At 72.2% G+C, this 24,798-nt stretch carries 22 protein-coding genes and 4 pseudogenes; 11 read left to right on the plus strand and 15 right to left on the minus strand.

Translation table 11 applies throughout. From position 1 onward, the window contains the following. The first annotated feature begins 145 nt into the window (after window positions 1–145). The gene (locus ACFV0O_RS26890; RefSeq protein WP_380346048.1) at window positions 146–2,707 is read left to right on the plus strand and encodes an FG-GAP-like repeat-containing protein; all 2,562 of its coding nucleotides are present in this window, start codon (window positions 146–148) and stop codon (window positions 2,705–2,707) included. A gap of 92 nt (window positions 2,708–2,799) precedes the next feature. Here ACFV0O_RS26890 and ACFV0O_RS26895 read toward each other — a convergent pair. The 4 genes and pseudogenes from ACFV0O_RS26895 to ACFV0O_RS26910 all read right to left on the minus strand — a co-directional run. Continuing rightward, a pseudogene (locus ACFV0O_RS26895) lies at window positions 2,800–2,850 on the minus strand (hypothetical protein); the annotation flags it as partial. Continuing rightward, a complete protein-coding gene (locus ACFV0O_RS26900; RefSeq protein WP_380346050.1) occupies window positions 2,847–3,200 on the minus strand; it encodes a hypothetical protein in 354 nt (117 codons plus the stop codon). The gene ACFV0O_RS26900 and the pseudogene ACFV0O_RS26895, both read right to left, overlap by 4 nt. Before the next feature lie 158 nt (window positions 3,201–3,358). Beyond that, the gene (locus ACFV0O_RS26905) at window positions 3,359–4,906 is read right to left on the minus strand and encodes a DEAD/DEAH box helicase (protein WP_380346052.1); all 1,548 of its coding nucleotides are present in this window, start codon (window positions 4,904–4,906) and stop codon (window positions 3,359–3,361) included. Between the two features lie 366 nt (window positions 4,907–5,272). Beyond that, window positions 5,273–5,476, minus strand: coding sequence for a cold-shock protein (locus ACFV0O_RS26910; RefSeq protein ID WP_099897249.1), 204 nt, complete (start codon window positions 5,474–5,476; stop codon window positions 5,273–5,275). A gap of 518 nt (window positions 5,477–5,994) precedes the next feature. Here ACFV0O_RS26910 and ACFV0O_RS26915 point away from each other — a divergent pair. Both ACFV0O_RS26915 and ACFV0O_RS26920 read left to right on the plus strand, forming a co-directional pair. Then, window positions 5,995–6,222, plus strand: coding sequence for a hypothetical protein (locus tag ACFV0O_RS26915; RefSeq protein WP_380346054.1), 228 nt, complete (start codon window positions 5,995–5,997; stop codon window positions 6,220–6,222). A gap of 315 nt (window positions 6,223–6,537) precedes the next feature. Then, the gene (locus ACFV0O_RS26920; RefSeq protein WP_380346056.1) at window positions 6,538–7,101 is read left to right on the plus strand and encodes a hypothetical protein; all 564 of its coding nucleotides are present in this window, start codon (window positions 6,538–6,540) and stop codon (window positions 7,099–7,101) included. Between the two features lie 266 nt (window positions 7,102–7,367). On the opposite strand, the gene ACFV0O_RS26925 is transcribed toward ACFV0O_RS26920, so the two are convergent. Further along, on the minus strand, window positions 7,368–8,252 hold the full coding sequence (locus ACFV0O_RS26925) for a UbiA family prenyltransferase (protein WP_380346058.1): 885 nt from the start codon (window positions 8,250–8,252) through the stop codon (window positions 7,368–7,370). Window positions 8,253–8,330: 78 nt separating this feature from the next. Here ACFV0O_RS26925 and ACFV0O_RS26930 point away from each other — a divergent pair, with 78 nt between their 5' ends. The 4 genes and pseudogenes from ACFV0O_RS26930 to ACFV0O_RS26945 all read left to right on the plus strand — a co-directional run. After that, on the plus strand, window positions 8,331–9,395 hold the full coding sequence (locus ACFV0O_RS26930) for a type III polyketide synthase (protein ID WP_380346060.1): 1,065 nt from the start codon (window positions 8,331–8,333) through the stop codon (window positions 9,393–9,395). Between the two features lie 6 nt (window positions 9,396–9,401). After that, the gene (locus ACFV0O_RS26935) at window positions 9,402–9,923 is read left to right on the plus strand and encodes an isoprenylcysteine carboxyl methyltransferase family protein (protein WP_380346062.1); all 522 of its coding nucleotides are present in this window, start codon (window positions 9,402–9,404) and stop codon (window positions 9,921–9,923) included. Next, window positions 9,920–10,933, plus strand: coding sequence for an NAD(P)/FAD-dependent oxidoreductase (locus ACFV0O_RS26940; protein ID WP_380346064.1), 1,014 nt, complete (start codon window positions 9,920–9,922; stop codon window positions 10,931–10,933). The genes ACFV0O_RS26935 and ACFV0O_RS26940 overlap by 4 nt, the downstream gene beginning before the upstream one ends. A 402-nt stretch (window positions 10,934–11,335) precedes the next feature. Then, a pseudogene (locus tag ACFV0O_RS26945) lies at window positions 11,336–11,413 on the plus strand (AAA family ATPase); the annotation flags it as partial. Window positions 11,414–11,459: 46 nt separating this feature from the next. Here the strand turns inward: ACFV0O_RS26945 and ACFV0O_RS26950 are convergent. The 4 genes from ACFV0O_RS26950 to ACFV0O_RS26965 form a co-directional block, all read right to left on the minus strand. Further along, on the minus strand, window positions 11,460–11,840 hold the full coding sequence (locus tag ACFV0O_RS26950) for a hypothetical protein (protein ID WP_380346065.1): 381 nt from the start codon (window positions 11,838–11,840) through the stop codon (window positions 11,460–11,462). A gap of 1 nt (window position 11,841) precedes the next feature. Then, on the minus strand, window positions 11,842–12,279 hold the full coding sequence (locus ACFV0O_RS26955) for a hypothetical protein (protein WP_380346066.1): 438 nt from the start codon (window positions 12,277–12,279) through the stop codon (window positions 11,842–11,844). Window positions 12,280–12,429: 150 nt separating this feature from the next. Continuing rightward, a complete protein-coding gene (locus ACFV0O_RS26960; RefSeq protein WP_380346186.1) occupies window positions 12,430–12,819 on the minus strand; it encodes an ArsI/CadI family heavy metal resistance metalloenzyme in 390 nt (129 codons plus the stop codon). 268 nt (window positions 12,820–13,087) lie between these two features. Continuing rightward, on the minus strand, window positions 13,088–14,569 hold the full coding sequence (locus ACFV0O_RS26965; RefSeq protein ID WP_380346068.1) for an IPT/TIG domain-containing protein: 1,482 nt from the start codon (window positions 14,567–14,569) through the stop codon (window positions 13,088–13,090). 389 nt (window positions 14,570–14,958) lie between these two features. Here ACFV0O_RS26965 and ACFV0O_RS26970 point away from each other — a divergent pair, with 389 nt between their 5' ends. Next, window positions 14,959–15,339: a hypothetical protein gene (locus ACFV0O_RS26970; protein WP_380346070.1), complete on the plus strand. Its 381-nt coding sequence runs from the start codon at window positions 14,959–14,961 to the stop codon at window positions 15,337–15,339. An 11-nt stretch (window positions 15,340–15,350) separates the two neighbouring features. Here ACFV0O_RS26970 and ACFV0O_RS26975 read toward each other — a convergent pair. The 3 genes and pseudogenes from ACFV0O_RS26975 to ACFV0O_RS26985 all read right to left on the minus strand — a co-directional run. Then, window positions 15,351–15,686: pseudogene (locus ACFV0O_RS26975) on the minus strand (IS5/IS1182 family transposase); the annotation flags it as partial. Window positions 15,687–15,770: 84 nt separating this feature from the next. Next, window positions 15,771–16,178: pseudogene (locus ACFV0O_RS26980) on the minus strand (lyase family protein); the annotation flags it as partial. Window positions 16,179–17,155: 977 nt separating this feature from the next. Next, on the minus strand, window positions 17,156–18,136 hold the full coding sequence (locus tag ACFV0O_RS26985; protein WP_380346072.1) for a GlxA family transcriptional regulator: 981 nt from the start codon (window positions 18,134–18,136) through the stop codon (window positions 17,156–17,158). Window positions 18,137–18,207: 71 nt separating this feature from the next. Here ACFV0O_RS26985 and ACFV0O_RS26990 point away from each other — a divergent pair, with 71 nt between their 5' ends. Beyond that, window positions 18,208–18,882: an HD domain-containing protein gene (locus ACFV0O_RS26990; protein ID WP_380346074.1), complete on the plus strand. Its 675-nt coding sequence runs from the start codon at window positions 18,208–18,210 to the stop codon at window positions 18,880–18,882. 49 nt (window positions 18,883–18,931) lie between these two features. Further along, window positions 18,932–19,354, plus strand: coding sequence for a RidA family protein (locus ACFV0O_RS26995; protein ID WP_380346076.1), 423 nt, complete (start codon window positions 18,932–18,934; stop codon window positions 19,352–19,354). 115 nt (window positions 19,355–19,469) lie between these two features. Here the strand turns inward: ACFV0O_RS26995 and ACFV0O_RS27000 are convergent, their stop codons facing one another. Next, the gene (locus ACFV0O_RS27000) at window positions 19,470–19,631 is read right to left on the minus strand and encodes a hypothetical protein (protein ID WP_380346078.1); all 162 of its coding nucleotides are present in this window, start codon (window positions 19,629–19,631) and stop codon (window positions 19,470–19,472) included. A 361-nt stretch (window positions 19,632–19,992) separates the two neighbouring features. On the opposite strand from ACFV0O_RS27000, the gene ACFV0O_RS27005 reads away from it, so the two are divergent. Next, complete coding sequence (locus ACFV0O_RS27005) at window positions 19,993–21,150, plus strand: HEAT repeat domain-containing protein (RefSeq protein ID WP_380346080.1); 1,158 nt, start codon at window positions 19,993–19,995, stop codon at window positions 21,148–21,150. 202 nt (window positions 21,151–21,352) lie between these two features. Here ACFV0O_RS27005 and ACFV0O_RS27010 read toward each other — a convergent pair whose 3' ends face one another. Both ACFV0O_RS27010 and ACFV0O_RS27015 read right to left on the minus strand, forming a co-directional pair. Next, window positions 21,353–22,045, minus strand: coding sequence for a hypothetical protein (locus ACFV0O_RS27010; protein ID WP_380346082.1), 693 nt, complete (start codon window positions 22,043–22,045; stop codon window positions 21,353–21,355). A gap of 31 nt (window positions 22,046–22,076) precedes the next feature. Then, complete coding sequence (locus ACFV0O_RS27015) at window positions 22,077–23,936, minus strand: serine/threonine-protein kinase (RefSeq protein WP_380346084.1); 1,860 nt, start codon at window positions 23,934–23,936, stop codon at window positions 22,077–22,079. Between the last annotated feature and the right edge of the window lie 862 nt (window positions 23,937–24,798).

Here is a 24,798-nt window from a genome sequence, read left to right on the forward strand (position 1 = left end):
GGGTGGCGCGCGCGGGCGCTCCCTACGGCCCCCGCTGTGCATCCGGCTCGAGAGGGAGGGCGCGGGCCCGCGCCCGGCGCCCGAGGGTCCCGCCGCCCCCCCCCCCGGCCGTACCACTGATCGCCACATCACCTCGAAGGACCGTATGAACATCCTCCGCCGAACACCTCGCGCCGCCGAACGCCCGATCGCGGCGCTGGCGGTGCTGTCCGCCCTGGGCGCCTGTCTGATGTCGCTGGGAGCGGCCCCCGCACTGGCCGCGACCCAGGGCAGCCCGCTCACCGCCCTGTTCGACAACACCGCCGTCACCGCGGACACCGACACCTCGGCCGGTGACCTCGACGGCGACGGCGACACCCTCTCCGCCTCCGACCTCGACGCGGCGGGCTGGTCCCGGAGTGCGCGGATCACCGTCAGCGGCGCCACCTTCTCCCGGGCCGATGTGGATCCCGGCCGCCCGGACAACGTCCTCGCCTCCGGCCAGACCGTCGCGGTCAGCGGCAGCGGCAGCGCGCTGAGCTTCCTGGCCACCGCCGCCAACGGCCCCGTGACCGGCAGCGGAACGGTGCGCTACAGCGACGGAACGAGTAGTGGCTACCGCCTCACCGTGGGCGACTGGGCCCAGGGTGACGCCGCCGAAGCGGCTCTCACCCTCCCGCACCGCAACACCGCCTCCGGCCCGCGGACCGCCGACGCCCGGCTCTACGCGGTCTCAGTCCCGATCGTCCGGGGCAAGGCCGTCACCTCGGTCACCCTGCCGAACGTCGGCGGGGTACTCGGCAGCGGTAGGCCGTCCCTGCACGTCTTCGGCCTTGCCCTGCGCGACACCACGTCCGCCCCCGACGGAAAGACCTGGGAGGCGAGTTGGGCGGCAGCGATGGGTGTGGCCAGTCCCGTGCCGCAGAGCGGCGGCTGGACCGGGCAGACCCTGCGGATGACCGTCCACCCGAACCTCGCGGGGGACACGGTCCGGATCAAACTGACCAACGCCCTCTCACCGTCTCCGGTCACCTTCGGGCACGTCACCCTGGCCGTCCAGGCCGATCACGGAACCCCGAAGGCCACCCCGGTGTCGCTGACCTTCGACGGCTCCCAGCAGACCGTGGTGCCGGCCGGCGGCGAGGTCCACAGCGACCCGATCGCCTTCCCGATCAGCCAGGGCGACAACCTCCTGGTCAGCGTCTACCTGCCCGGACCGGTACGGGTCGCGCCGATGCACGACTGGGCACTGAGCACCTCGTACACCACCGAGCCCGGCGCGGGCGACCACAGCGCCGACGCCGACGCGACCGGGTACCCCGGGCAGTTCCGGTTCTGGACCTTCCTCACGGGTGTCGACGTCGCGAACGACAACGGCGGCGGCACCGTCGTCGCGCTCGGCGACTCCCAAACCGACGGTGGTCACACCGCCGTGGACGCCAACCATCGATGGCCCGACTACTACGCCGCCGACGTTCGCGCCGGCTCACCGAACACGGGCGTGGCCAATGTCGGTCTCTCCGCGAACTCGCTGCTCACCGACACCGCCGGCGGGGCCGGGGTGAGCGCGCTCAACCGCCTCGACCGCGACGTCTTCGCCCAGCCCGACGCCCGGACCCTGGTGCTGTACGAGGGCATCAACGACATCGGTCTGCACAACGCCTCCGCCACCGATCTGATCAGCGGAGTCCGGCAGGTCGCGGCCCGGGCGCACGCCTACGGGATGCGTGTGCTCGTCGCGACCATCCCGCCGTTCGGCGGCAGTACCCACTACAGCGACGCCGGGGAGAACGTCCGGCAGGCCGTCAACGGCTACCTCCGCTCCTCCCACGACGTCGACGGCTGTGCGGATTTCGACCTGGCGGCACGCGATCCGCTGATGCCCAGCCGCCTCCGGGACGGCCTCTACGACCGGAACGACAACCTGCACTTCAACGACACCGGCACCAAGCTCCTCGCCGACACCCTCGCCCGGGGCACCCCTGGTGTCGCCACCGCGATGTCCCAGACCGCGATCGGCGACATCAACGGCGACGGTGTCGCCGACCTCATCGCCCGCGAGGACTCCACCGGCAGCCTGAAGGCCTGGTACGGCAGTGGCGACGGAACCTTCAGCGGCCCTGCCGTCGTCACCGGCGGTTGGCGGGACTTCTCGGAGACGACCCTCGCCGACTTCACCGGCGACGGCTTGGCGGACATCCTCGCCAAGGGCCCGGACAACGTCCTCCACCTCTGGAAGGGCAACGGCGACGGGACCTTCGCCCACCCCGTCCAGGTCACCTCGGGCTGGAACTTCACCCAGACCACCTCCGCCGACTTCGACGGGGACGGCAAGACCGACCTGGTGGCCAAGGGCGCGGACAACAACCTCTACATCTGGCCCGGCCACGGCGACGGCACCTTCGGCTCCCCTTCCAGACTCACCTCGGGCTGGAACTTCACCCAGACCACCTCCGCCGACTTCAACGGCGACGGCCAGGCCGACCTCGTCGCCCGAAGCGCCGACGGCATCCTGTGGATGTGGACCCACAACCCCGGCGGCTCCTTCAACACCCCCGTCAAGCTGACCGACGGCTGGACCTACACCCAGACCGTCGCCGGCCGCACCACCAAGGGCGGCAAGGCCGACCTCCTCGCCCGCGACGACTCCACCGGTGTCCTGAAGCGGTGGCCCGGCGACGGCAACACCGGCTTCGCCCGGCCCACCGACCTCACCGCCGGATGGTGACCGCTGAGCTTCCCCGTTGAGCGGGAGGCGGTGACTACCCGCAGGCCGAGGGTGGAGAGCAGGGCCGCGCCGTAGGCCCTGGGCCTGCCTTTCTCCTCCAGGACTCCGTACTCCAGGGTGAACCAGTACGCGTCGCTGATCATCTGCAGCACGTCCGGGTTCTCGATTCGCACCGCCGCCTGCCCGATCGCCGGTAGAGGTCGGCGAACTGCGGGTGGGCGAGGTGGATGCCGTGGCCGAGGACGTCGTGGACGACATCGGGTTCGGGCGTGTACAGCGGCACCGCCGGGTGGCGGACGAACCGCACCGCGTGGAAGTGCCCGCGGGCCATCGACCCGAAGAACCGCTCGTTGGCGACCACACCACCTGCCAGAGTGAAGTCGAAACCCGTCAGGGCCCGCAGCCGCGCGCCGACCTCGGAGCGCTGCGGGACTCCGTCCGGCGGGATCGGGGCCCGTTCCCTTGTGCGAGACCGGCCGGCGGTCGAGGACACGTCGCACCAGCAGGCATCCGGTGAAACGTCAGCCGGGCATCAGCGTGGGCCACCAGGACCTCCGAGGTGAGTGAAGTCGGCAAACTCCACTACGCCCGGAGGTCCTCCCGTGATCAACGGCCACCGGCTCCTGTCACCGACGTGTCGACCGAGTACGACTAGGCGGCGAGGGCGACGCGCCTCGGTGCCCGGCGGCGGCCGGAGGAGCCCTGGTTGTCGCGGCCCGCGACAGTCGCGCGGGTGTCACCGGCCGCGTGGGCGGGGCGGTTGCGGCGGTTGCGGCTCGTGGACGGGCTGCGGCGGGGGCGTTCGACGGCGGGGTCGGCGATGACGACGGGCACGCCGGTGGGGATGCGGGCGCCGGTGATGCGGGTCAGGTCCTCGTCGCCGGCGCTGACGCGGGTGGTGACGGGGGTGATGGCGGCCGTGTTCATCAGGCGGGCCATCGCGCGGCGCTGGTTGGGCAGCACCAGCGTGACGACGGTGCCGGACTCGCCGGCCCGGGCGGTGCGTCCGCCGCGGTGCAGGTAGTCCTTGTGGTCTGTCGGCGGGTCGAGATTGACGACCAGGTCGAGCCCGTCGACGTGGATGCCCCGGGCGGCGACGTTGGTCGCGATCAGCGCGGTCACCTCTCCGCTGCGGAACTGCTCCAGGGTGCGGGTGCGCTGGGGCTGGGACTTGCCGCCGTGCAGGGCCGCGGCCTTCACTCCGTTCGCGAGCAGGTCCTCCACCAGGCGGTCCGCGCCGTGCTTGGTGTCGGTGAACATGATCACTCCGCCGTCGCGGGAGGCGATGTGGGCGATCGTGGCGTTCTTGTCGTGGTTCTGCACGTGCAGCACGTGGTGCTCCATGGTGCTGACCGCTCCTGCGGACGGGTCCACCGAGTGGGTGACCGGGTCCTTGAGGAAGCGCCGCACCAGGCGGTCGACGTTGCGGTCCAGGGTGGCGGAGAACAGCATCGTCTGGCCGCCTTCGGCGACCTGGTCGAGGAGTTCCGTGACCTGCGGCAGGAATCCCATGTCGGCCATCTGGTCGGCCTCGTCGAGGACGGTGATGCCGACGCCGTCCAGCTGGCAGTCGCCGCGTTGGATCAGGTCCTTGAGCCGGCCGGGGGTGGCCACCACGACCTCCGCCCCGCGGTTCAGCGCCTGGGCCTGGCGTCGGATCGACGTCCCGCCCACCACGGCCGCCATCCGCAGTCGCACCGCGTGGGCGAACGGGGTGAGGGCGTCGGTGACCTGCTGCGCGAGCTCGCGGGTGGGGACCAGGACGAGGGCCAGCGGGCGGCGCGGTTCGGCGCGCCGGCCGGCGGTGCGGGCCAGCACGGGGAGGCCGAACGCGAGGGTCTTGCCGGACCCGGTGCGGCCCCGTCCGAGGAGGTCCCGTCCGGCCAGCGAGTTCGGCAGCGTCGCGGCCTGGATCGGGAACGGTGCGGTGACGCCGTGCCGGGTCAGGGTGGAGAGCAGTGCCTTGGGCAGGTCCAGTTCGTCGAACGCTTCGACGGCCGGGAGGGCCGGGGTGGTGCTCACCGGCATCGCGAACTCGCCTTGCGGAGTGGAACCCTGGCGGCTGCTACGACCGCGGGCAGGGCGGTCGCCGTAGAACGAGCTGCCGCCGGAGCGGGATCCGTAGGTGCCGCTGGAGCGGGAGGATTCCGAGGAGCGGGAGTCGGCGTTCCGGTACGGGGAGCGACTGGAGCGGTTCATGTGAAACCTTCCTGGGGCGGCACGTCGCGAGGATGCTCCGCAGCGCGGTGCGCCGGCAGGAGGCCGCAAGGGAACGGGCCGAAAGTGTGAGGAACGGGCGTGGACGGTGGAACCGTGCGGCACGTCACCGACGGTCGCCGCTCACCGCGGAGGGCGGGAGCGAAGAACCTCGAACCGTGAGCTGTCACGGCAGGGCGGCGATCCGGACGCGGCGCCGTGCGTCTCGCGTGGGGATGGCCGCCGGTGGCGGAGCCAGGGGCCGGAAGCGGCCGGGAAGCGCGTCGTGGCGCAATGCGGAGGGGCCCGCACCGGGCATCATGTACGCGGTGCGGGCCCCTCGCTACCAGGCGGGTGCCGTGGCAGGAACTACAGCGGACGGATGTTCTCGGCCTGCGGGCCCTTCTGGCCCTGCGTGACGTCGAACTCCACCTTCTGGCCCTCGAGCAGCTCACGGAAGCCGTTGGCGTTGATGTTCGAGTAGTGGGCGAAGACGTCAGCGCCGCCACCGTCCTGCTCGATGAAGCCGAAGCCCTTTTCCGCGTTGAACCACTTCACAGTGCCATTAGCCATAAAGAAATCTCCTTCAAGGGGCTGTCCGAAGCGAGCACAGCGCGCGCTTCGAGTCGCCGCGATGAGCACCCACCCGGGGAAGAGCCGGGAAACAAAAAGGCGCCTGCGAAACATCAGCAGGCGCACACAAAGTTCATGGGAACCACTACTGCAACTAGAACGACTCTAGCAGGCCCAGGCCCGCAGCGGGCGGAAATTCCACCCCGGCCCTTCCGGACCCCTTCCCCCAGGGCCGCCGGGTGCGGGGCGAGAGGACCGTCAACACCCTTGCAGAGATGACTGGTTGGGCATGAATACCGCCTCCTGGGAGCCGACCGACCCGCGCTCCCCCGGAAGGGTGAGTCGCGCGGTAGCTGAGCACCCGCCCCCACCACGACAGACCCGCGAAAGCGACGCACCACGCCCACCGGCCCCATCCGGGGCGCACTGGACGGTTTGCGCAGAATTCCTGTCGCAGCTCCGGAGGCGAGTGCACCGAGAAGACCCGCTCCCGGGTTTTTGGGCGCATACTGCAGGAAATGACGAAACCTGCAGCAGTCCGCCGCGCCCTGCCCACCAGTCCCTTCAAGCCCCCGGCTGAAGCACCGCGCAAGCGCTTCGCAGTCGGCGACCGCGTCACCCACGACACCTACGGCCTCGGCCGGGCCGTCGGCGTCGAAGGAGACAGCGACATCGCGGTACTCGTCGACTTCGGATCGCGGCGGGAACGCATCACCCAGCCCTACGCCACGATGTTCAAACTCTGACCCAGGACGCACGCGGTTCTCCGCCGCGTGCGCCGCACATGGTGCGAGCCCTCCGTGCCGGGTAGCCGTGGTCGGGTGCGGGTGCGGGTTCGTCGCTGTGGCGCTCCAGGCCTGCCGGTCGGCTGATGCCCACGGACGTCCCGGCTGACGGTCGGACCCCCGCGACCCTTGGTCACCCGCACGAGTGAAGGTGGGCGTGGGGCCGGATCGCTGGCGGAAGCAGGTCGGGCTTCGGTGCCTAACGTGGTTCGGAAAGTCACCGTCGGTGAGCCGCTCGACCGGCGTCGCCGCGTCCCCAGGGCCAAGAGGTATGTCATGAATCGTTTCATCGTCCTTACCGTCGGCGTGGTTGCCATGGTGGCCACCGCCTCCGGCTGCAGCAGTTCCGGCACCACGGCTTCCTCGACCCCGACTGCGGGCACCAGCACGCCCACGACCGCCACCGGCTCCGCCGCTCCCAGCGGAAGCGTCGCCACGGTGAAAACGGCGAGTTCGCCGTTCGGCCAGATCCTGGTCGACGGTTCCGGTAGGACGTTGTACCTGTTCAAGGCCGACACGGGGACGACCTCGACCTGCAACGGCACCTGTACGCAGAATTGGCCGCCGCAGACCACGACCGGAGCACCCAGCAGCAACGGAGTGACCGCGTCCCTCGTCGGAACGACCACCCGTTCGGACAACTCGACCCAGGTGACCTACAACGGCCACCCGCTGTACCACTTCTTCAAGGACACGAAGCCCGGGGAAACCAACGGCCAGGGCGTCAACGCCTTCGGCGCTTCGTGGTACGTGGTCAGTCCGAGCGGTGACGCGATCACCAGCGCGGCCTCCGCTTCGGCTTCACCGTCGGCCAGCTCCACCGGCGGCGGCAGCTACTGAGACCCGCTCCTGAACCTGTGCAGTTCGAGGGCTCGGCTCACGTGGCTGACCCCTTGCAGGCCCCGCTTGAACATGCCTGCCCGGCGCTCGGAATTCGAACGGACCGCAGGCTCGTGGTCGGCTCCCGGGCGTCGGGGGCCTGGGGGCGCCTCGCCCTCGGGTCGACCAGTACCGTGGTCGTCCGCCCCCGCCGTCCCGTGGTCGTCGTACCGGCGGAGCACGACACCGCCTGCCTGGCCGCCGACTTCGGGCGGCCCATGCTCCGATCAGGTGAGTGCGGCACCGCGGACCAGGAGCAGGCCGACGTCGAGGGTGGTCAGGGCGAGGGTGGCCAGGAAAGGCAGTCGGCTGCGCGGGTCGGACCGTGGCGGTCGCGCGACGGCCAGTGCCAGCGCGCCGGTGAGGGCAAGTGAGGTCAAGCCCGCGGCGCCGAACCGCCCTGACGGCCCGAGGACGAGGACGAACGCCCCGGCGAGCAGCAGCACGGCGGCCAGGACCCTCGCCGGTCGCGGGCCGAGACGCTGGGGCAGGCCGCGGACATCGGTCGCCAGATCGTCGTCGATGTCGGGCAGGACGTTGGTGACGTGGGCGCCCGTGCCCAGCAGTGCGCCGGCGACCATCACCCATCCGGCCGGCCAGGGGTGTCCGGGCAGGGCGAGGGTGACGAAGGCGGGCAGCAGCCCGAAGGCCGCGGCGTAGGGCAGCCACGAGAGCACCGTGCGCTTGACGCCGAGGTTGTACGACCATGCCGCAGCGACCCCGGCCAGGTGAGCCGTGCCGGCCGCGAGCCCGTTGGCCAGGGACAGCGGAACGCACAGCGCGAGCGCGCACCCGGAGGCGACGGCCGCGGTCCGCGGGCGCACCGTGCCGGCCACCAGTGGCTTGTCACCCCGACCGGTGGCAAGGTCCCGGCGCAGATCGACGCGGTCGTTGCACCAGCCCACCGACAGCTGCCCGGCGAGCACCGCCGAGGCCGCCAGCGCGGTGCCCGCCGGGCTCCGCCCGGAGGCGGCCGCCAGGGCGGTGATCACGGCGGTGACGGCGATCGAGGGGAGGGCGTGGGAGGCGGCCAGCAACCCACGGACCGGGCCGCCCGCGCCGGGACGGGACTGCCCGGCCGCAGGCGTGTGCTGGGCTCCGGCGGTGTGCACGGTCCCATGCTAGATCGGGCAAACCGCCGAATACATTCCATTTCGTGATGAATAGTCAGATAGCCGTAGTCTGGCCGGATGAGCAGAGTCGCCGCCGTCTACGGGGTACTCCCGCCGCACCGGTACGAGCAGGGCGAGATCACCGAGGCCCTCGCGGCGATGTGCCTGCCGCCCGATGGGGACCGCGCAGTGTTGGAACGGCTGCACGCCACCTCCACCGTCGGCACCCGTTACCTGGTCCTGCCGCTGGAGCGCTACCTGGAGCTGGACGGCTTCGGGCAGGCCAACGACCTGTTCGTCGAAGCCGGGCTGGAGCTCGCCGAGCAGGCGCTGACCGGCGCCCTGGCGGCGGCCGGCCTGGCACCCGACGAGGTCGACCTGGTGATCTCCACCTCCGTGACGGGCATCGCCACACCCTCGCTGGAGGCCCGGCTGGCCGGGCGCGTGGGCCTGCGGCCGGACGTGAAGCGCGTGCCGATCTTCGGACTCGGTTGTGTCGCGGGCGCGGCGGGCCTCGCCCGGCTGCACGACTACCTTGAGGGACATCCCGGGCAGGTCGCGGTCCTGCTCTCGGTCGAGCTGTGCTCGCTTACCCTGCAGCGCACCGACACCTCGGTGCAGAACCTGGTGGCCGGTGCGCTGTTCGGCGACGGCGCCGGCGTGCTGGTGGCCGTCGGCCGGCAGCACCCGCGCCACCAGGAGTGGGCGGGTCCGGAGGTGGTGGCCACCCGCAGCCTGCTGTACCCCGGCACCGAACGCGTGCTCGGCTGGGACATCGGCGACACCGGATTCAAGATCGTGCTCGGCGCCGAACTGCCCGAGCTGGTCCGCCTGCACGTCGGCGAGGACGTCAGGGCCTTCCTCGCCGAGCACGACCTGAAGCCGCCGGACGTCACCGGCTGGGTCGCCCATCCGGGCGGGCCCAAGGTGCTTGACGCCCTGGGCGAAGCACTCGGGCTGGACGCGCGGGCGCTGGAGCTGACGCGGCGTTCGCTGTCCCGGGTCGGCAACCTCTCCTCCGCCTCGGTACTGCACATCCTGCGGGACACCCTCGAACTGTGCCCGCCGCCGCCCGGTACGCCCGGTCTGCTCCTCGCCATGGGGCCGGGCTTCTGCTCCGAACTCGTCCTGCTCCGCTGGTAGGTCCATGTGCTCCCTTACACCCTGCTGATCCTCCTGGTAGCCGCCGAACGCCTCGCCGAACTCGCCGTCGCGCGACGCAATGCCGCTTGGAGCCGTGCGCTTGGCGGCGTCGAGTTCGGCCGCAGCCACTACCCCGTGATGGTCCTGCTCCACACCGGGCTGCTGGCCGGCTGCGTGGCCGAGGCCCAGCTCGCCGACCGCCCGTTCCTGCCCGCCCTCGGCTGGCCGATGCTCACCCTGGCAGTCGGCGCCCAGGCACTGCGCTGGTGGTGCATCGGCACGCTGGGGCCGCGCTGGAACACCCGGGTCATCGTGGTACCCGGACTGCCCCTGGTGACCACCGGCCCCTACCGACTGCTCAGCCACCCCAACTACCTCGCCGTCGTCGCCGAAGGGGCCGCTCTGCCCCTCGTCCACAGCGCCTGGCTCACCGCGACCGCCTTCACCCTGCTCAACCTGCCCCTGCTCGCCACCCGGCTGCGCTGCGAGAACGCCGCCCTGGCCGACTGCACCGAGGTGCCGGCGTGATCGACCTGTTGGTTGCCGGCGGCGGGCCCGCCGGCCTCGCCACCGCGATCCACGCCGCCCTGGCCGGGCTCGACGTGCTGGTCGTCGAACCACGGCCGGCCCCGATCGACAAGGCGTGCGGCGAGGGACTGATGCCCGGGGCCGTCCGCGCCCTGGCCGCGCTGGACGTGGCCTTGACCGGCCACCCGATCCACGGCATCCGCTACCTCGACGACCGCTACCGAGCCGAGGGCAGGTTCCGACACGGAGCAGGGATGGGCGTACGGCGGACCGTCCTGCACGCGGCGCTGTCCCGCCGGGCGGCCGAGCTCGGCGTGCCGACGCTGCAGAGGAAGGTCACCGCCGTCCACCAGGACGGCGACAGCGTCACCGCCGCCGGTCTCACCGCCCGCTACCTGGTTGCCGCAGACGGCCTGCACTCGACCATCAGGCGGCAGCTGGGCCTGGAACGCACCGACCCGCGACCACCGCGCCACGGGTTGCGGCGGCACTTCGCGGTGGCGCCCTGGACCGACTGCGTGGAAGTCCACTGGTCCGCACTCGGCGAGGCCTACGTCACCCCGCTGGGCCCGGACCTGATCGGCGTCGCCATCCTGACCGGCGAGCGGATGCCGTTCGACGCGCTGCTGCCCGCGTTCCCCGCACTCCTTCACCACCTCGCCTCCCAGGCCGCCTCGGCCGTCCGGGGCGCCGGACCGATGCGCCGGCGGGTCGGGGCCAGGGTGGCCGGGCGCGTCCTCCTGGTCGGCGACGCCGCCGGCTACATCGACGCACTCACCGGAGAGGGCATCTCGCTCTCCCTCGCCGGTGCCGCCCACCTGGTGCGCTGCGTACACGCCGGCCGACCGCAGGAGTACGAGCAGGCGTGGCGGCGGGCCACCTTCAATCACCACCTGCTCACCGGCGCGCTGGTACGCATCCGCGCCAGCCCGCTACTGGCCCCGCGAATCGTCCCACTGGCCAGCCGCGCTCCTGCGCTCTTCACTGCCCTGGTCAATCGCCTCGCCTGACCGCAACGACGGTGCCGCACAGGGCAGTGCCACCGCCACGCAAGCAGCCCGCGTCACCCTCGTGGACCACTCGGCAGCTGACGGACTCGCGAGGGCCGTCACCACGACGACACGCGGGCTCGACCGAGCCTCCGACGTCCGACACCGACGCTGGGCCGCCCGCCCGCCCGCCCGTCGGCGTCCGGCCGGGTCTCCCGTTGTCTGCCCTGTCCACGGAGCAGTCCCACGCATTCAGTCCTCTGCAGGACGAGATGACAGCTTCCGCGACGAGCAGTGCGCGGGTGTGACGTTGGGGTTGGCCGTGTAGTCGAAGTCGGACAGCCACTTCGAGCGTGGGAAGCCGGCCGCGCGGACGCGCCAACCGGGTGCTTTCCGCGCCCGTTCGACAGACAAGCAGAACGGGCTGAACCGCTGTTCCGGGTTCTGACCGAGCGCGAGGTGAAGAACAGCGTCGCCATCGCCTCCAACGAATCGTTCGGCAAAGTGCACATGTCCCGGCGAACCCGTGCGAGGCGCCGCCGAAACCTCACGGGTTCGACCTGCGTACGGTCCGGAAGTCTTGGTACTCGTCGCAGACGATGCCCTGGTTGACCCAGCGCTCGGGGTCAGCGGCGAGATCGCGCTCTGCCAGCTGGAGTGCGTCCTCAGGGGTGGGCAGAACAGCGATCTCCCGGCCCCACGTCTCGTCCTCGGGATCCAGGGGTGGGAACTCGGTGATGTCGAGAAAGGTGTCGGTGCCGACGTCCTCGACTTCGCTCAGGTAGACGGTGATGCCCGTAGAGCCGGGGCTGAGGGCGATCCAGCGCAGGCCGGGGCCGGAGTCGCTTTCGATGGCGCCCAGGAACTGCTCGATCTGCCTCCCGCGTCGGAGGGCGCCGAGGGCCAAGGCGGGGGCAAGGTGTCGCATGTCAGTTCCTCTGCTGGTGCTGGTCGGGCAGACGAGTCGGATCGATGTGATCAGCAAGGTAGATGAGGGTGGCCTGCGGGTCCATGCCGAAGGCGGCGGCGACCGGCTTGGGGTCCATGGTGTCGACGAGGTCGACCAGGCGGGTGCCGCGGACCATCCGTGGCGGGTAGCCGCAGTCGTCAAGGACGTGGGTCAGGTGGGCAGTTGATGCCGGGCTTCGGCCGCCCTTCGCTCCCTTGGTGACCATGACGTGGGGGTTCTGCGTCGACCAGGCCGTCCGGTGGGCGAGGCATCGTTGCAGCACGGCCCAGGAAGCGGGGTCGAGTGGGACCGGGTGCGGTCGCTTGCCGAGCCGGACTGTTCGCGTGGCTGGGTCGATGTCGGAGACCTGCAGCATGCGGAGCTCGGAGCTGGAGGCGCCGTGCAGCAGGGCGAGCATGCCGAGCAGGGCTTCGTGAGGGTGGGCCCCGTCATTGCAGGTCCACCGGCGGAAACAGGTGACGCTGCTGGTCGAGCGTGAGGGTCCGGCCTCGGTATCCGCTTCCTTTCTTCGAGCGGTTACTCGTCGCGGACAGGGCGATGAGCGGCATCACGGGGTGCAGCAGGCGGTGGTGCCGCAGCAAGCGTCCGGCGCGGTGGCGGCCTTGTCGAGGGTGTCGGCGTCGGCCTTGACGACATGGACCTCCCAGGGCTCCTTGCCGGGGCCGGCGACCCAGACCTTGTCCTGGAGCGCGTAGCAGCAGGAGGTGTCGTTCTCCTCGAAGGTGGCCAGGCCGGTGTCCTTGAGGCGGGTGGCGGTGGCGGTGACCTGCTCGCTGCTCTCGATTTCGACGCCGAGGTGGTCGAGGCGGGTGTCCTCGCCCGGCTCGCCCTCGATGAGGACGAGCTTGAGCGGCGGGGTGGCGATGGCGAAGTTCGCATAGCCGGGCCGGCGCTTGGCGGCCGCGGTGCCGAAGAGCTTGGAGTAGAAGGCGCTCATGTCGGCCGGGCCGGTACTTCCGAGCGGACGACGGCCGGCCGTGATCGCCTTGATCCTCTTGTTCGCAGGCTTCACGACCCCCGTCAACCTGAGGATCCTCGGCCTCGGCCGGTGGTCGGCCCGCGGGGCGACCACTGTGAGCCGGTGGAACGGTGCCCGGAGCGGCGGGCTTGAGGCATTGGTCCGAGGTCCGGTTCCGGGTCGGGGTTGTCGGCCGCTGCTCGACGGTCCACGCCGCCCGGCACCGGACCGCGGACCGATTTCCGGGTCAGCCGGTGTGGGTGAACTCGTCGACCGGGACGGTGGGAGACAGGTAGCCGTTCACCCGTACCCGGACGTCGATGGTCTTGGGCTGGAGGGGATCCGGCAAGGGCACCGTCGCCTTGATCTGGGTCGGCGAGACCCCCGTGACGGTTGCGGTGCGGCTGCCGAAGTACACGGTGGGCGTGGTGCCGAAACCCACGCCGTTGACGGTGACGGTGTTTCCGAGCTTCCCGCTGTCCGGGACGATGCCGGTGACCACCACGGGCTCCGAGCCGCCGTAGGCGAACTGCCCGAACGGCACGGCCGGGGAGGTGCCCAGGTCGTTGGTGACCCGGACATCGACGACGCCGACCCCGTCGGGCGCGATCGCGGTGATCTGGGTGTCATTGACGAGGTTGGGCGGCACGCACGGGACGGTACCGAAGTCGACCATGCTCTCCGAGTCGAAGCCGCTGCCCGTGATGGTGATCAGGGTGCCCGGGGCACCGACACGGGGGCTGATGCTGTCGACCACCGGCGCGGGAGCCGGTACGGGGGAGTTCAGCAGCTTCAGGTAGGTCGAGTTGGAGTGCTGGAAGGCGACCTGGGCCAGGAAGTCCTGGGTCGTGCTCTTGAGCACCTTGGGGTCGTAGGCCTTGTAGTCCGCGTTCAGCGGGGAGAAGGCGGTGGTCGGCTGGACGTACTCGTTGGTCCCGCTGAGGCCCTTGATCACCGTGAGGAGGTCCTTGACGGCCGGGGGCGCGACCGGACCGGGGGACGGGTACCACTGCTTGGCGGTGTCGAGACCGGCCCAGGCCAGCGGCACGAGGTCGTACTTGTTGACGTAGCCCTGGTACAGGGCCCACTTCACGGAGTTGAAGCGGTCGGCGAAGTCCTTCAGACCGGCGGTGGGGGCGGCGAAGGTGCTCACGGCGAACTGCGGCGAGTCGTTCCAGGTCTGGGCCTGCAGGTACAGCGCGAGCATGGTCGCGATGCAGCCGCCCAGGCTGTGACCGACCACGTAGACCGTCGCCCCCTGGGCGGGCTTGAGCAGGGAGGTGAGCGCCTCCACGAGGCCGGAACCGGCCGCCGAGGACTCGTCGGTCATGGCGACGACCTGGGTGAACGCCGTCATGGCCCCCTTCGAGACGGAGACCGGCGACGGCCCGCCGACCGTGAACGGGACCACCGTGCCGACGTCGAGGTCCTCGACCGTGTCGATCGCGTTGCCGACCGTCCCGCGGACGACCACGGCGAACTGGCTCGACGGACCCTTCGCGATGTACGCCATGTTGGCGTTGTCCGGGCTCAGCCCGAGCCAGGCCAGCTCCCAATTGCCCTGCGTCGCCAGGGTCTTGTCGGAGAGCTGCTGGACGATGCCGTCGGAGATGCGCTGCTTCTGCACCGCCAGGGTCTCCCCGGACGGACGCGGGGCCGCCCCGGTCGCCGCGATCGCGGCCAGGGTCATGGTCACACCGGGCGGCAGCGCGCTCGGGTCTTCCGTCATGATCACTCCTCGGGTGTTCTGCTCGGTCGTCGAACAGGCCAGATAGGTCGTGTCCAATGTATTTTCTGGCGTGAACACCTGAGCGCATATCGGCTCCGCGACTTCCCGGTGTCGACCGGTAGCCGGTCGGACTCGGGGCCGTTCTCCACGACTGACCCGACCGGACGCGCCGGCCCCCGACGTGGCGTCCGGTGTCTTCGCGCTCGACGACAAGGACGTCGAGGCCATCGGCGACGAGCTGGGCCCGGTCCTGCCTCCGGGCGCCCGGGTGGAGGCGTGGCACACCTACGGCGGCGACCTGGAGCTCCGAGCCCTGGGCGACTTCGCCGAGATCCTGGAGATCGCCTGCAACGAGGCCGGAGTCGACCACGAGGACGGCCGGGCCGCGCTTGCCGAGCACACCACGTCCCAGGACGTCGTGGCCGCCCTCGTCAAGGACCTCACGGCCAAGTCTCCCCAGGCAGGACCTCGGCAAGATCGCGGCGGAGCTGGAGAAGTTCGCCCCGCTTCTGGACGGCGAGCCGGACGACGACCAGTACGACGCCCTGGTGCACCGGCTGTCGAAGTTCTTCTACTTCTCCACCGACGAGATGCTCCCCGGTGAGTGCGACCTGACCGCGCTCGTGGCTCGGGCGAAGGCCGACACCGCCAAGGGCGGCGACCACACCATGCTCCCCGGATCGAGGGCGGCAGCGACCTGCCTCTCGCGGCGGCCCGCGACGCCAACACCGCCGCCCGCGTGCGGAAGCTGCTCGCCGGGATGTGACTGAGTGTTTCGTCCCTACTCCGGGGTTCGGGTTCCGCGCCAGGTGGGGGTGGCTCCGCCGGTGAGGCGGCGGGTCATGAGGTCGATCATCGCGACGTGGATCACGGCCTCGGAGCGGGCCGGGAGGGCTTCGTAGTCGCGGGAGAGGCGTCGGTCGTGCATGAGCCCAGCCGGTTGGTGCGCTCGACGACCCAGCGACGGGGCGGGATGCGAATCCCCTGGTGATGGGGTCGCGGCGGACGATCTCGACGTCGATGCCCAGGGTGGCGCCGTGTTCGACGACGGCGTTCTTGTAGCCGTGTCGGCCCAGGCCTTGCGGACGGTGGGGTGCTCGGCGGCGATCGTGGTCAGCGAGTGCAGGATGATCGGCGCGAAGGCGTTGAGCTGGAGCTGCCCGGCCTCGGCGGCCATGGTGACGTCGTTGCCGATCACCTCGGGGGCGACCTGGTTGACGGCTTCGGGGATCACCGGGTTGACCTTGCCGGGCATGATGCTCGAACCGGCCTGCACCGGCGGCAGGTTGATCTCGCCGAGGCCCGCGCGCGGCCCGGAGGACAGCAGGCGTAGGTCATGGCAGGTCTTGGAGAGCTTGACGGCGATGCGCTTGAGTACGCCGGACATCTGGACGAACGCGCCGCAGTCCTGGGTGGCTTCGACCAGGTCGGCGGCGGTGACCAGGGGCAGCCCGGTGATGTCGGCGAGGTGGCCCGGGCGGATTCGGCGTAGCCGGCGGGGAGTTGAGCCCGTGCCGATCGCGGCGGCGGCCTCCTTCACGGCGGCCGGGGCGTCGATCAGGTGCGGATACGCGGAGACGGGCGTGCCCGTGATGGGAAAGTTCTCCATCGCGCGCAGGGTGCGGACGCCCCAGTACGCGTCGGCGGGGACGTCGCGGTCCCCGAGCAGGTCGTGTTCGCTGCGGGTGGCGGCGACCGCTGAGCTTCCCCGTTGAGCGGGAGGTGGTGACTACCCGCAGGCCGAGGGTGTCGACCACGGCATGTCGTTCGCGGCCATGGATCGGTTTGCCGCCGTCGAAGCCGCGGCTGTCATGGCCGACGACGGCGTCGTACCAGGTCGTCGACCGCGTCGGCCGGGGCGGCTTCGAAGGACCGCGCCTCGGTGGCGGTCTCTGCCAGGACGTCCTCGTCCGGGCCGTCGAAGGCTCCCGTCGCGGCTCGGCGCGCTGCTCGAACTCCTCCGGGACGGTGCGCAGTTCGGCGTCGACGGTGGCCGGTGACCACGGGGGCGGTGTTCGGGGAGGGCCGGCGGTGCCGGTCAGGACCCGGTCGGCGCCGGGGTCGAGCGCGCGTCGGGTCCGGCCGGGCCGCGGTCCCGGCGCTGCCGCGGGTCACCGTCCGGGTCGGTGGCGGCGTGCGGTCCGACCGGCTCGGCGCCGGCCGGGAAGCCGAGACCTCGTGGGTCTGCACCACGTGTGACACTCCGCCAGGACCCCGGCCGAGCCACCCGGCCGGCCGGGGCATCCTCGAAACCGACACCGGTGCCCGTCGGATGCGCGGCGGCGAGGTCGGGCGGTGTGTTGCCTCCGTCCAGCAGGATGGACCACTGCTGTGCGGTGGGAGCCGGATCGGTGCGCCGACGGTGGGGGATCCCCCGGCTTTGGAGATCGCCCCCATCAGCGGGGGTCCGACCGCTCAGCGGGGGTCCGACCGCCTGGCGGCGGACGTTCCGTGAACACGGGCGACGCGACCCCGGGCCGGGCTTGTTCTCCTGACCGCTCGGGTCCGAGGTTTCTCCTTGCCCGCTCGGTGGCCCGGACGGCAGTGACCCGCCTCCGAAGCCCTTCGGCGTCGCGGTGGCCGTCCTCAGTCCGAGCACGGGACCGCGGGTGAACCGGCCGGACCGTGCGACGTCGAGCGTGTGAAGGTGCGGCGGTAGGCGGTGGGGGTGGTGTCCAGGGAGCGCCGGAAGTGCAGCCGCAGGTTGGCTGCCGTGCCCAGCCCGCAGTCCCGCGCCACCTGGTCCACCGAGCGGTCCGTGGTCTCCAGCATTTCCCGCGCCCGGCCGAGCCGGGCGTTGAGCAGCCACTGCAACGGGGTCGTGCCCGTCTCCTCGGTGAACCGGCGCATGAAGGTGCGCTGCGAGAGGCCCGCGTGCCGGGCGAGCACGCGCAGTGTGAGCGGCTCGCCGAGCCGTTGCAGGGCCCAGCCCCGGGTACCGGAGAGCGACGCCTCACCGGCCACCGCGACGGGAGCCGGCACGTACTGGGCCTGCCCACCGTCCCGGTGCGGGGCGGCGACCAGACCGCGGGCGATCTGGTTGGCCACCTCCGCCCCGAGGTCGCGGCGCACGATGTGCAGGCACAGGTCGATGCCGCAGCACACCCCGGCCGACGTGAGCACCTCGCCCTCGTCGACGTAGAGCACGTCGCGGTCGACCGTGACGGCCGGGAAGCCCCGCTCGAACTCGTCGATGTGCTTCCAGTGGGTCGTGGCGTGCAGCCCGTCCAGCACGCCCGCCGCGGCCAGCGCGAAGGCGCCCGTGCAGATCGACACCACGCGCCTGCCCCGGCCGCGGGCCTCGGCCAGTACGTCGAGCACGGCGTCCGGCAACGGGAGGAGCGGTTCGAACCCCGGCACGACCACGGTGTCGGCGGCGCGCACCTGCTCCAGACCCCCGTCGGCGAGCAGGGCGAAACCCGCGCTGGTGGCCACCTGCGCAGCCGGCGCGCACAGGGTCATCTCGTAGGGGGTCTCCGGCCGGGTGGTGAAGATCTGCGCCGGGATCGCCAGGTCGAGCGGGGTGACCCCGTCCAGCGCCAGGACCGCGACTCGATGCACTGCCATGGCAAGATTCTAGCGAAGTATGGAAATTTTGCCTCTCACCAGGTCAGGGGGGTCGCGGCCAGGCTGAAGACATGACCGGACCCACCCACGAGACGATCGCCGACCTGATCACGCTGCCCGGCACACCGCTTGCCGACGCCGTCGTGAACCTCATCCGGCCGGTGGAAACGCCGTCCGTCTTCAACCACAGCATCCGCAGTTACCTGTTCGCCCGGCTGGTGGCCGACCGCCTCGGCCTGGCCGCCGGCCACGACTACCAGGACGACCTGTTGTTCGCCGCGTGCGCGATGCACGACCTCGGCGTGGCATCGGACGGCCCGCACAGCCAGCGGTTCGAGGTCGAAGGCGCCGACCGGGCCGCCGCGTTCCTGACCGACCGCGGGGTACCCGCCGCCGACGCCGACCAGGTCTGGCAGGCCATCGCCCTGCACACCTCCCCGGGCATCGCGGAACGCCGCGGCACGCTGTGCCTGCTCGTCCGCGAGGGCGTCGCCCTCGACTTCGGCCGCTCACCGGGCGCCGACCATCTCGACGCCGTCACCGACGAGCAGGCCGACACCGTGCACGCCGCCTACCCACGGCTGGACATGATCCGCGCCCTCACCGACGCGATCGTCGCGCAGGCCGCGAAGGACCCGAAGAACGCACCCCGGTACACGACCCCCGGCGAACTCCTCCGCGAACGCGAGACCTTCGGCCGGACCCGGCTGGAGCACACCGGCCGTTCGTCCCGCTGGCGCGACTGACTCCACGGAAACCCGCTACCCCCGTCAACAAGGAAGAGGAAGCACCGCAATGACCGTCCACACCGTCGAGGTCCCCGAGGACAACGCCGTCTTCGGGCAAACCACCAGCGCCTTCGCGAGTTTCGGCTACTCCGCCGCGGTCCGCGCTCACGGCCTCCTGTTCATCGCCGGAACGATCGGTCGCCGCGCCGACGGAACCATCCCGGACACCATCGAAGAGCAGACCGAGATCGCCCTCCGGAAGATCGAGGAGATCCTTCGGCTGGAGGGCCTCGACACGTCCGCCCTCGTCGACGTCACCAGCTACCACGTCGACATCCACCGGCACCTCCCCGGCTTCATCGAGACCAAACAGCGCCTCGTCGAAGCCCCCTACCCGACCTGGACGATCATCGGGGTCAGCGGCCTCGCCAGCCCGGGACTCCTCGTCGAGATCCGCGCGACCGCCGCGTACCCCGACGCGTCCCGGTAGACCGCCGCTCCTGGGCCCGCTCCCCCCGGGCCCAGGAGCAGCCGTCCCGGGCGCCACACTCCAGCGCCTGCCCGGGTTCCTCCTACCTCGCGTGGGACTCGTGCACCTCGGGCTCCTACACCGAAGCCCACATCACCACCACCAACTGGACCAGGGCCAACGGCCTCATCGAGGTACGGAACTCCTCCGGCGGCTCCTCCCGGTAGGGACCGGCATCTCCGACGGTGGTGTGGGACGGGACGGCCTGGTGGGACTCGTTCCACCCCGGCGCGAGCAAGCTGTCGATCCACTCCTACCCCCCAACGACCGCCTGTACTACGGGATCGCCGAGTTCAGCGGCTGTTCCCGGGAGGGACACACGCCGGAGTGGAACCTCTCGAACGGCTCGGTCGTCGACAGCGGCCAGGACATGGTGTGCTGAACGAGCCGCAGTGAACCCCGCAACGGTCTCCCGGTGCCCGCCGTGCCCCGGCCCGGGCACCGGGACCGCTGCGCGCACGCCAGAGCCCACAGTCCGCGCGCCGGACGCTGCCCGGCCGGTCAAGTGACCGTCGCCCGCCCTCCACGTCCGAAAGGCCGCGGGGTGGGGCGGTTTCGGCTGGCGTGGGTTGTCGGGGGCCGGGTGCAGGATACGGGTCATGTCCTCACACGAGATCTCCGCCACGGCGGGCCCGGACCCGACCGCCGTGGTTCGCAGCACCGACTGGGCGGCGCTCGCCCACGCCTACGGCCCGGCCGTCACCACGGCGGACGACCTGCTCGGGCTGCTGCAGGAGGATCCCGAGGTCCAGGCGGAGTCGTTGGGCCGGCTGGAGATGTCGGTTCTCCATCAGGGCTCGCTCTACTCCGCGACCGCGCCCGCGGCCCTGTTCATCGCCGGGATCCTCCCCGATCCGCGCACGCTGGCCGTCCACGAGAGCTTCTTCCCCTGGGACGACCGCCGGCGGCCGCTGAGGGCGGCGTTGCTGGACTGGCTCGGTCAGTTCGCCGAGTCCGCGGCCTGGGACGACGAGGACCTCGCCGACCCACAAGACACGGACGAGGCGGAGGAGTCGGAGGCCGTGCACGCCTGCCGGGCCGTCCGGCCACAGATCCTCGATGCCGCCCTGCGCTTCCTCGACGACCAGGACGAGACGGTCCGCGAGGCCGCGCTCGGCGCCGTCACACACCTCCTCACAGCCGACGACCTCGCCGACCGCATACCCGCCGCCGCGGACCGCCTGGAACACATCGCCCGCAACCGGGGACGACGCCGCGAACGCGCGGGCGCACTCCTCACCCTGGCCCACTGGGGACGGGACACCGCACCGCTGCTCACCGACGACGACCCGGCCGTGCGCACCTGCGCCGCGCTCGGCACCGCAGACCCCTCGGCGGCCGGCGTCCTGCTGACGGCGCTCACCGACCCCGTCGCGGTGGACAGCTGGTTCGACGAGCCGCTGCCGCAGACCGACGGCCACTTCCGCTTCACCGTCCTGCGGGCACTGCTCGACCGCGCCGAGGACTTCGAGCAGATCCTGCCCGCCGCCCTCGCCCTCGTCCCGCTGTGCAGCCAGCACACCGTCGACCGGGACTGGGGCCCGCTGCTCGCCCTCGCCTTCCCCGAGCCCCACACACCCGCGACCCCGCTGACACACGCGCAGAGTGCGTTCCTGGCATCCCTGGTGGACCAGGACCGGTGCTGGGGGCCGATCGCCAACCGGGACGCCTGGCTGCGTTCGGCCGGCCTGCCCACAGACCGCAAGGACCTGCGAGCCCTCGTACACAGCGCACGGGACCGGACCACAGCGTCCTGACGACACGACCGACCGGCCGCCTGCACCCGTGCCCGGCCGGGCACGGGTGCTCGGCGGAACTCGGTCACCTGGCAGCGGGCAGGGCCTTCGCGACCCGGCGACCCGGCGACCCGGATCCCCGGCGACCCGGATCCCCGGCGACCCGGATACCCGGCGACCCGGATGCCCGCTGACGGTGACCGTGCCGCCCGGCGGCGGCTGTTCAGCCGGTGCAGGCGTAGTCGAAGGTGGCCGATCCGCTGAGCTGCTGCGGGGTCAGGATCTCGACGGTGGCGGTCGCGCGCAGGGTGCCCGGGCCGTCGAAGGTCCAGCGCAGGACCAGGTCCACCCGGCGTTCGCCGGACTGCACCGGCTGCACGAGTTCGCCGGAGGACGTTCCGTCGCTGCGCAGCCAGCGGTAGTGGATGGTGCCGGGGTTGCCGTTCGTGGTGACCGTGGCGGTGAGGACGGCCGTTCCACCGCAGGTCGGTCCGGCCGCCGGGGCGGCGGTGACGGAGACGCCGGTGAGGCCGAGCGGTGGATCGGCGCGGCAACGGGTGAGCAGCACGGCCAGCAGGACGAGCAGGACGGCGGCCCAGACCAGCCAGCCGAAGGCCCGGCGTCGGCGGGCCGGCGGTACCGGGTCGCCGGCCGGCGCTTCGCCGCGCCACACCGCGGCGGCCTGCGGTGGTACGCCGGGGCCGAAGCGGCGCAGCTCCGGCGCCGGTGCGGGAGGTGCGGGGGTCGGCGAGGTGGGGGCGGGGGTGGAGTCCCAGGCGGCGGGGTCGAGGAAGGTGGCGCTCTCGTGGTCGTCCGGGGCGGGTCCGCCGCGGTCGGACGGCGCGGTGCGGCCGGGCGCGCCCGGGGCGAGGCGTTCGGTCGGGTCCTGGTCGGGTGTGGATCCTGACGGGGGCACGGGTGGACCTCCTGGGGCGGTGGGGTGCGGATCAGCCGGGCTCGTGGCAGGAGGGGGAGTACAGCTCCCGGTAGGCCGTCGGGGTGCTCCCGGCTGCGGGTGTGGTGGACACCCGGACGCCCCACTGGAGGCGGCTGTCGCCGGTGCCGAACTGGTGGTGGACGGTCAGGGTGGTGCGGCCGGTGCCGAGTTTCACGGTGTCGGTGGCGACGGTCTCGCTCGGGAACTGGGGGGCCGAGTTGTGCATCCAGCTGAGGACGAGCGTGGCGCCGGGCGGGCCGGAGGTGACCACGGTGACGGTGGCCTGGATGCCGTAGCCGCCGTCGCAGGCGATCGAGTCGACGTTCACCGACGCCACCCGGACCGGCGGCGGGGTGGTGGGCGGTGTGCTGGTGGGGGGCGTGGTGGGCGGGGTGGAGCGGCTCGCAGGAGGGCTGGTCGGGGCGGTGTGGGGCGGTGGCGGCGGCGGTGGGGGCACGGAGGTCACGCGATCGGTGGGCGTACGCGACGGGGTGGGGGCGGGCCGCCCGCTGGGGACGGGGCCGGGGCCGGGGCCGGGGTCCGTCGTGGAGGTGGGGCCGGGCGCCGGGTCGGTGGTGGGCGGGCCGGAGGGCGGGGACGTAGGAGAGATCGGCGGCGAGAGCGCGGGCGACGGCGAGGGCCGCCCGGTGGGGGAGGGCGTCGGGTCGGGCGGCGGTGGGGCGGTCGCCCGGGCCGGGTCCAGGGTGGTGGTGATCCGGGGCATCGGACTGCCCGTCAGCGTCCGCTCGCCCCGGTCGGTGACGCCGGCCAGCGCGACCCCGCCGATCACGGCCAGCGCCAGGCCGCCCGCCACCACGCCCGCCGTCAGCCGGGCCCGTCTTCGCGGGAGCGGTCGCCGTACGGTCCCGAGGACGCCGGGATCCGCGGGTGCGGCGGGTGCGGTGGGAGGCGCGGGGACGGCGGGGGCGACGACGGCTCCGGCGAGCTGGGTGTGCGCCAGCGCCGTCGTCCCGGCCGGCGAGGGGCCGCCGGGGCCCCGCGGCAGGAGCAGGGCCAGCAGGGCGACCAGGGCGGCGAGGTCCTCGTGGCCGCGTTGCTCCCACTGCTCGCCGTACCCGGCCGTCGCGGCCCGGTCGAGCAGCCGGACGAACTCGGCCGCGCCGGCCGGCCGGTCCTGCGGCCGTTTGGCGAGCCCGGCCAGGACCAGCGGGCGGACGTGGCCGGGCACCAGCTCGTCGGGGATCCGGGACTCCCGGTGCTGCACGGCGAGCGCGCCGATCGTCCGCCCGGTGAAGGGTCGCTCACCGGTGAGGCACTCGAAGAACGTGACGGTGGCCGCGTAGACGTCGGCGGCGGGCGAGGCCGGGGCGCCGTCCCACTGCTCGGGCGCCAGGTAGGCGGGGGTGCCGGAGATGTCGCGGCCGGACCCGCGGGGGACGGCGATGCCGAAGTCGACCAGCTTGGAGGTGCCGTCGGTGGCGACCAGGACGTTGGCGGGCTTGTAGTCCCGGTGCACCAGCCCGGCCGCGTGGGCGGCGGCCAGTCCCAGGAGGGAACCCTTGAGGACGACCAGCGCCGCCTCGGGCGAGGTCGCCGCCTCCTGCTTGAGAAGCGTGCGCAGTGACACGCCGTCGACCAGCTCCATCACCAGGGCCGCGTGCGGCCCGCCCTCGACGTACTCGTAGAGCCGGGTGACGTACGGGGAGTCGAGCCGCGCCAGCGTCTGCGCCTCGGTGCGCAGGGCGGGGCCGGCGGCGGTGTCGAGCAGGTACTTGATGGCGACGTGCGTGCCGGTGGGGTCGTGGCGGGCGAGCACCACGCGGCCGTAGGCTCCCGCGCCGAGTTCCCGCAGGTGGGTGTAGTCCGGCAACTGCCAGTCGCCGGCTTCCCGTACCGCTTCGTCGTCCATCGCCAACCCCCACGCCTCGTCCCGTCCGGCGGCCGTCGCCCGGATCGCGGCCGCTGCGATCGACGCGGCCGTGCAGGCCCGGGTTCCCGCGTGCGGTGCCGTCCGAACCGCCGGTGCGGCGGGGCCGGCGACGGCGGGGACGTTCCCGCAGGCAGACCGCCCGTCCGGCCGGACGGCGATCGGAAACACACGGGCGCACAAGGGAGTTGTGCGCCGCTGCGGCCCGCGCCGGGGGCGCGCCGCCGCACCCCCGGGCCGGTCGCCGGCCGGGAGGCGGGCCGGCCGCCGGGGCGGGGGAGTGGGCTCCCGGGTGCCGCGCGCATCAGCCGGCGGATCACCCGCCTCTGACCTGTCGGTCCGGCGCTCGTGGCCGAGGGCGAGGTGACGGCCGTCCCTGGCCTTCCCGCCGTGCCACCCGGCGGCACCCGCGGGCTGCTGCACGACGGGCAGATCCGGCAGTACAGGCTCTGACCACGGGCGACGGAACGGCGTGCGAGCGCGGCAAGGCTGCTCGGGAAGTCCGCGAGCCCGTCCGGGTCGGGCGGAGCGGAGAAGACACCGGACACGGACCGGCTGCGGGCGACATCACCCGGCAACTCGGTGGTGAAGTCAGCGAGTGAGTCACGGAACGCGCCAGTGATCGACCAGCCGACCACTTCACCGCTCCACCTGCGGCAACAGAATCAAGTACCGGACGATCCCCAGGAGTTGTACGCGGTTCAGTGGGACTCGCCGCTCTCCCGGTGGCGATCCGGAGCGACCGTCACCGGACCTGCGCACATGCTGGTCGCCGACCGACGAGGAGCCCGGCCGGCGGTCGGAGAGGTCAGCGACGTCGTCACCGCGGCATTGCTCCGGAGAC

This window comes from Kitasatospora sp. NPDC059577, from assembly GCF_042735475.1.
Lineage (GTDB): Bacteria > Actinomycetota > Actinomycetes > Streptomycetales > Streptomycetaceae > Kitasatospora.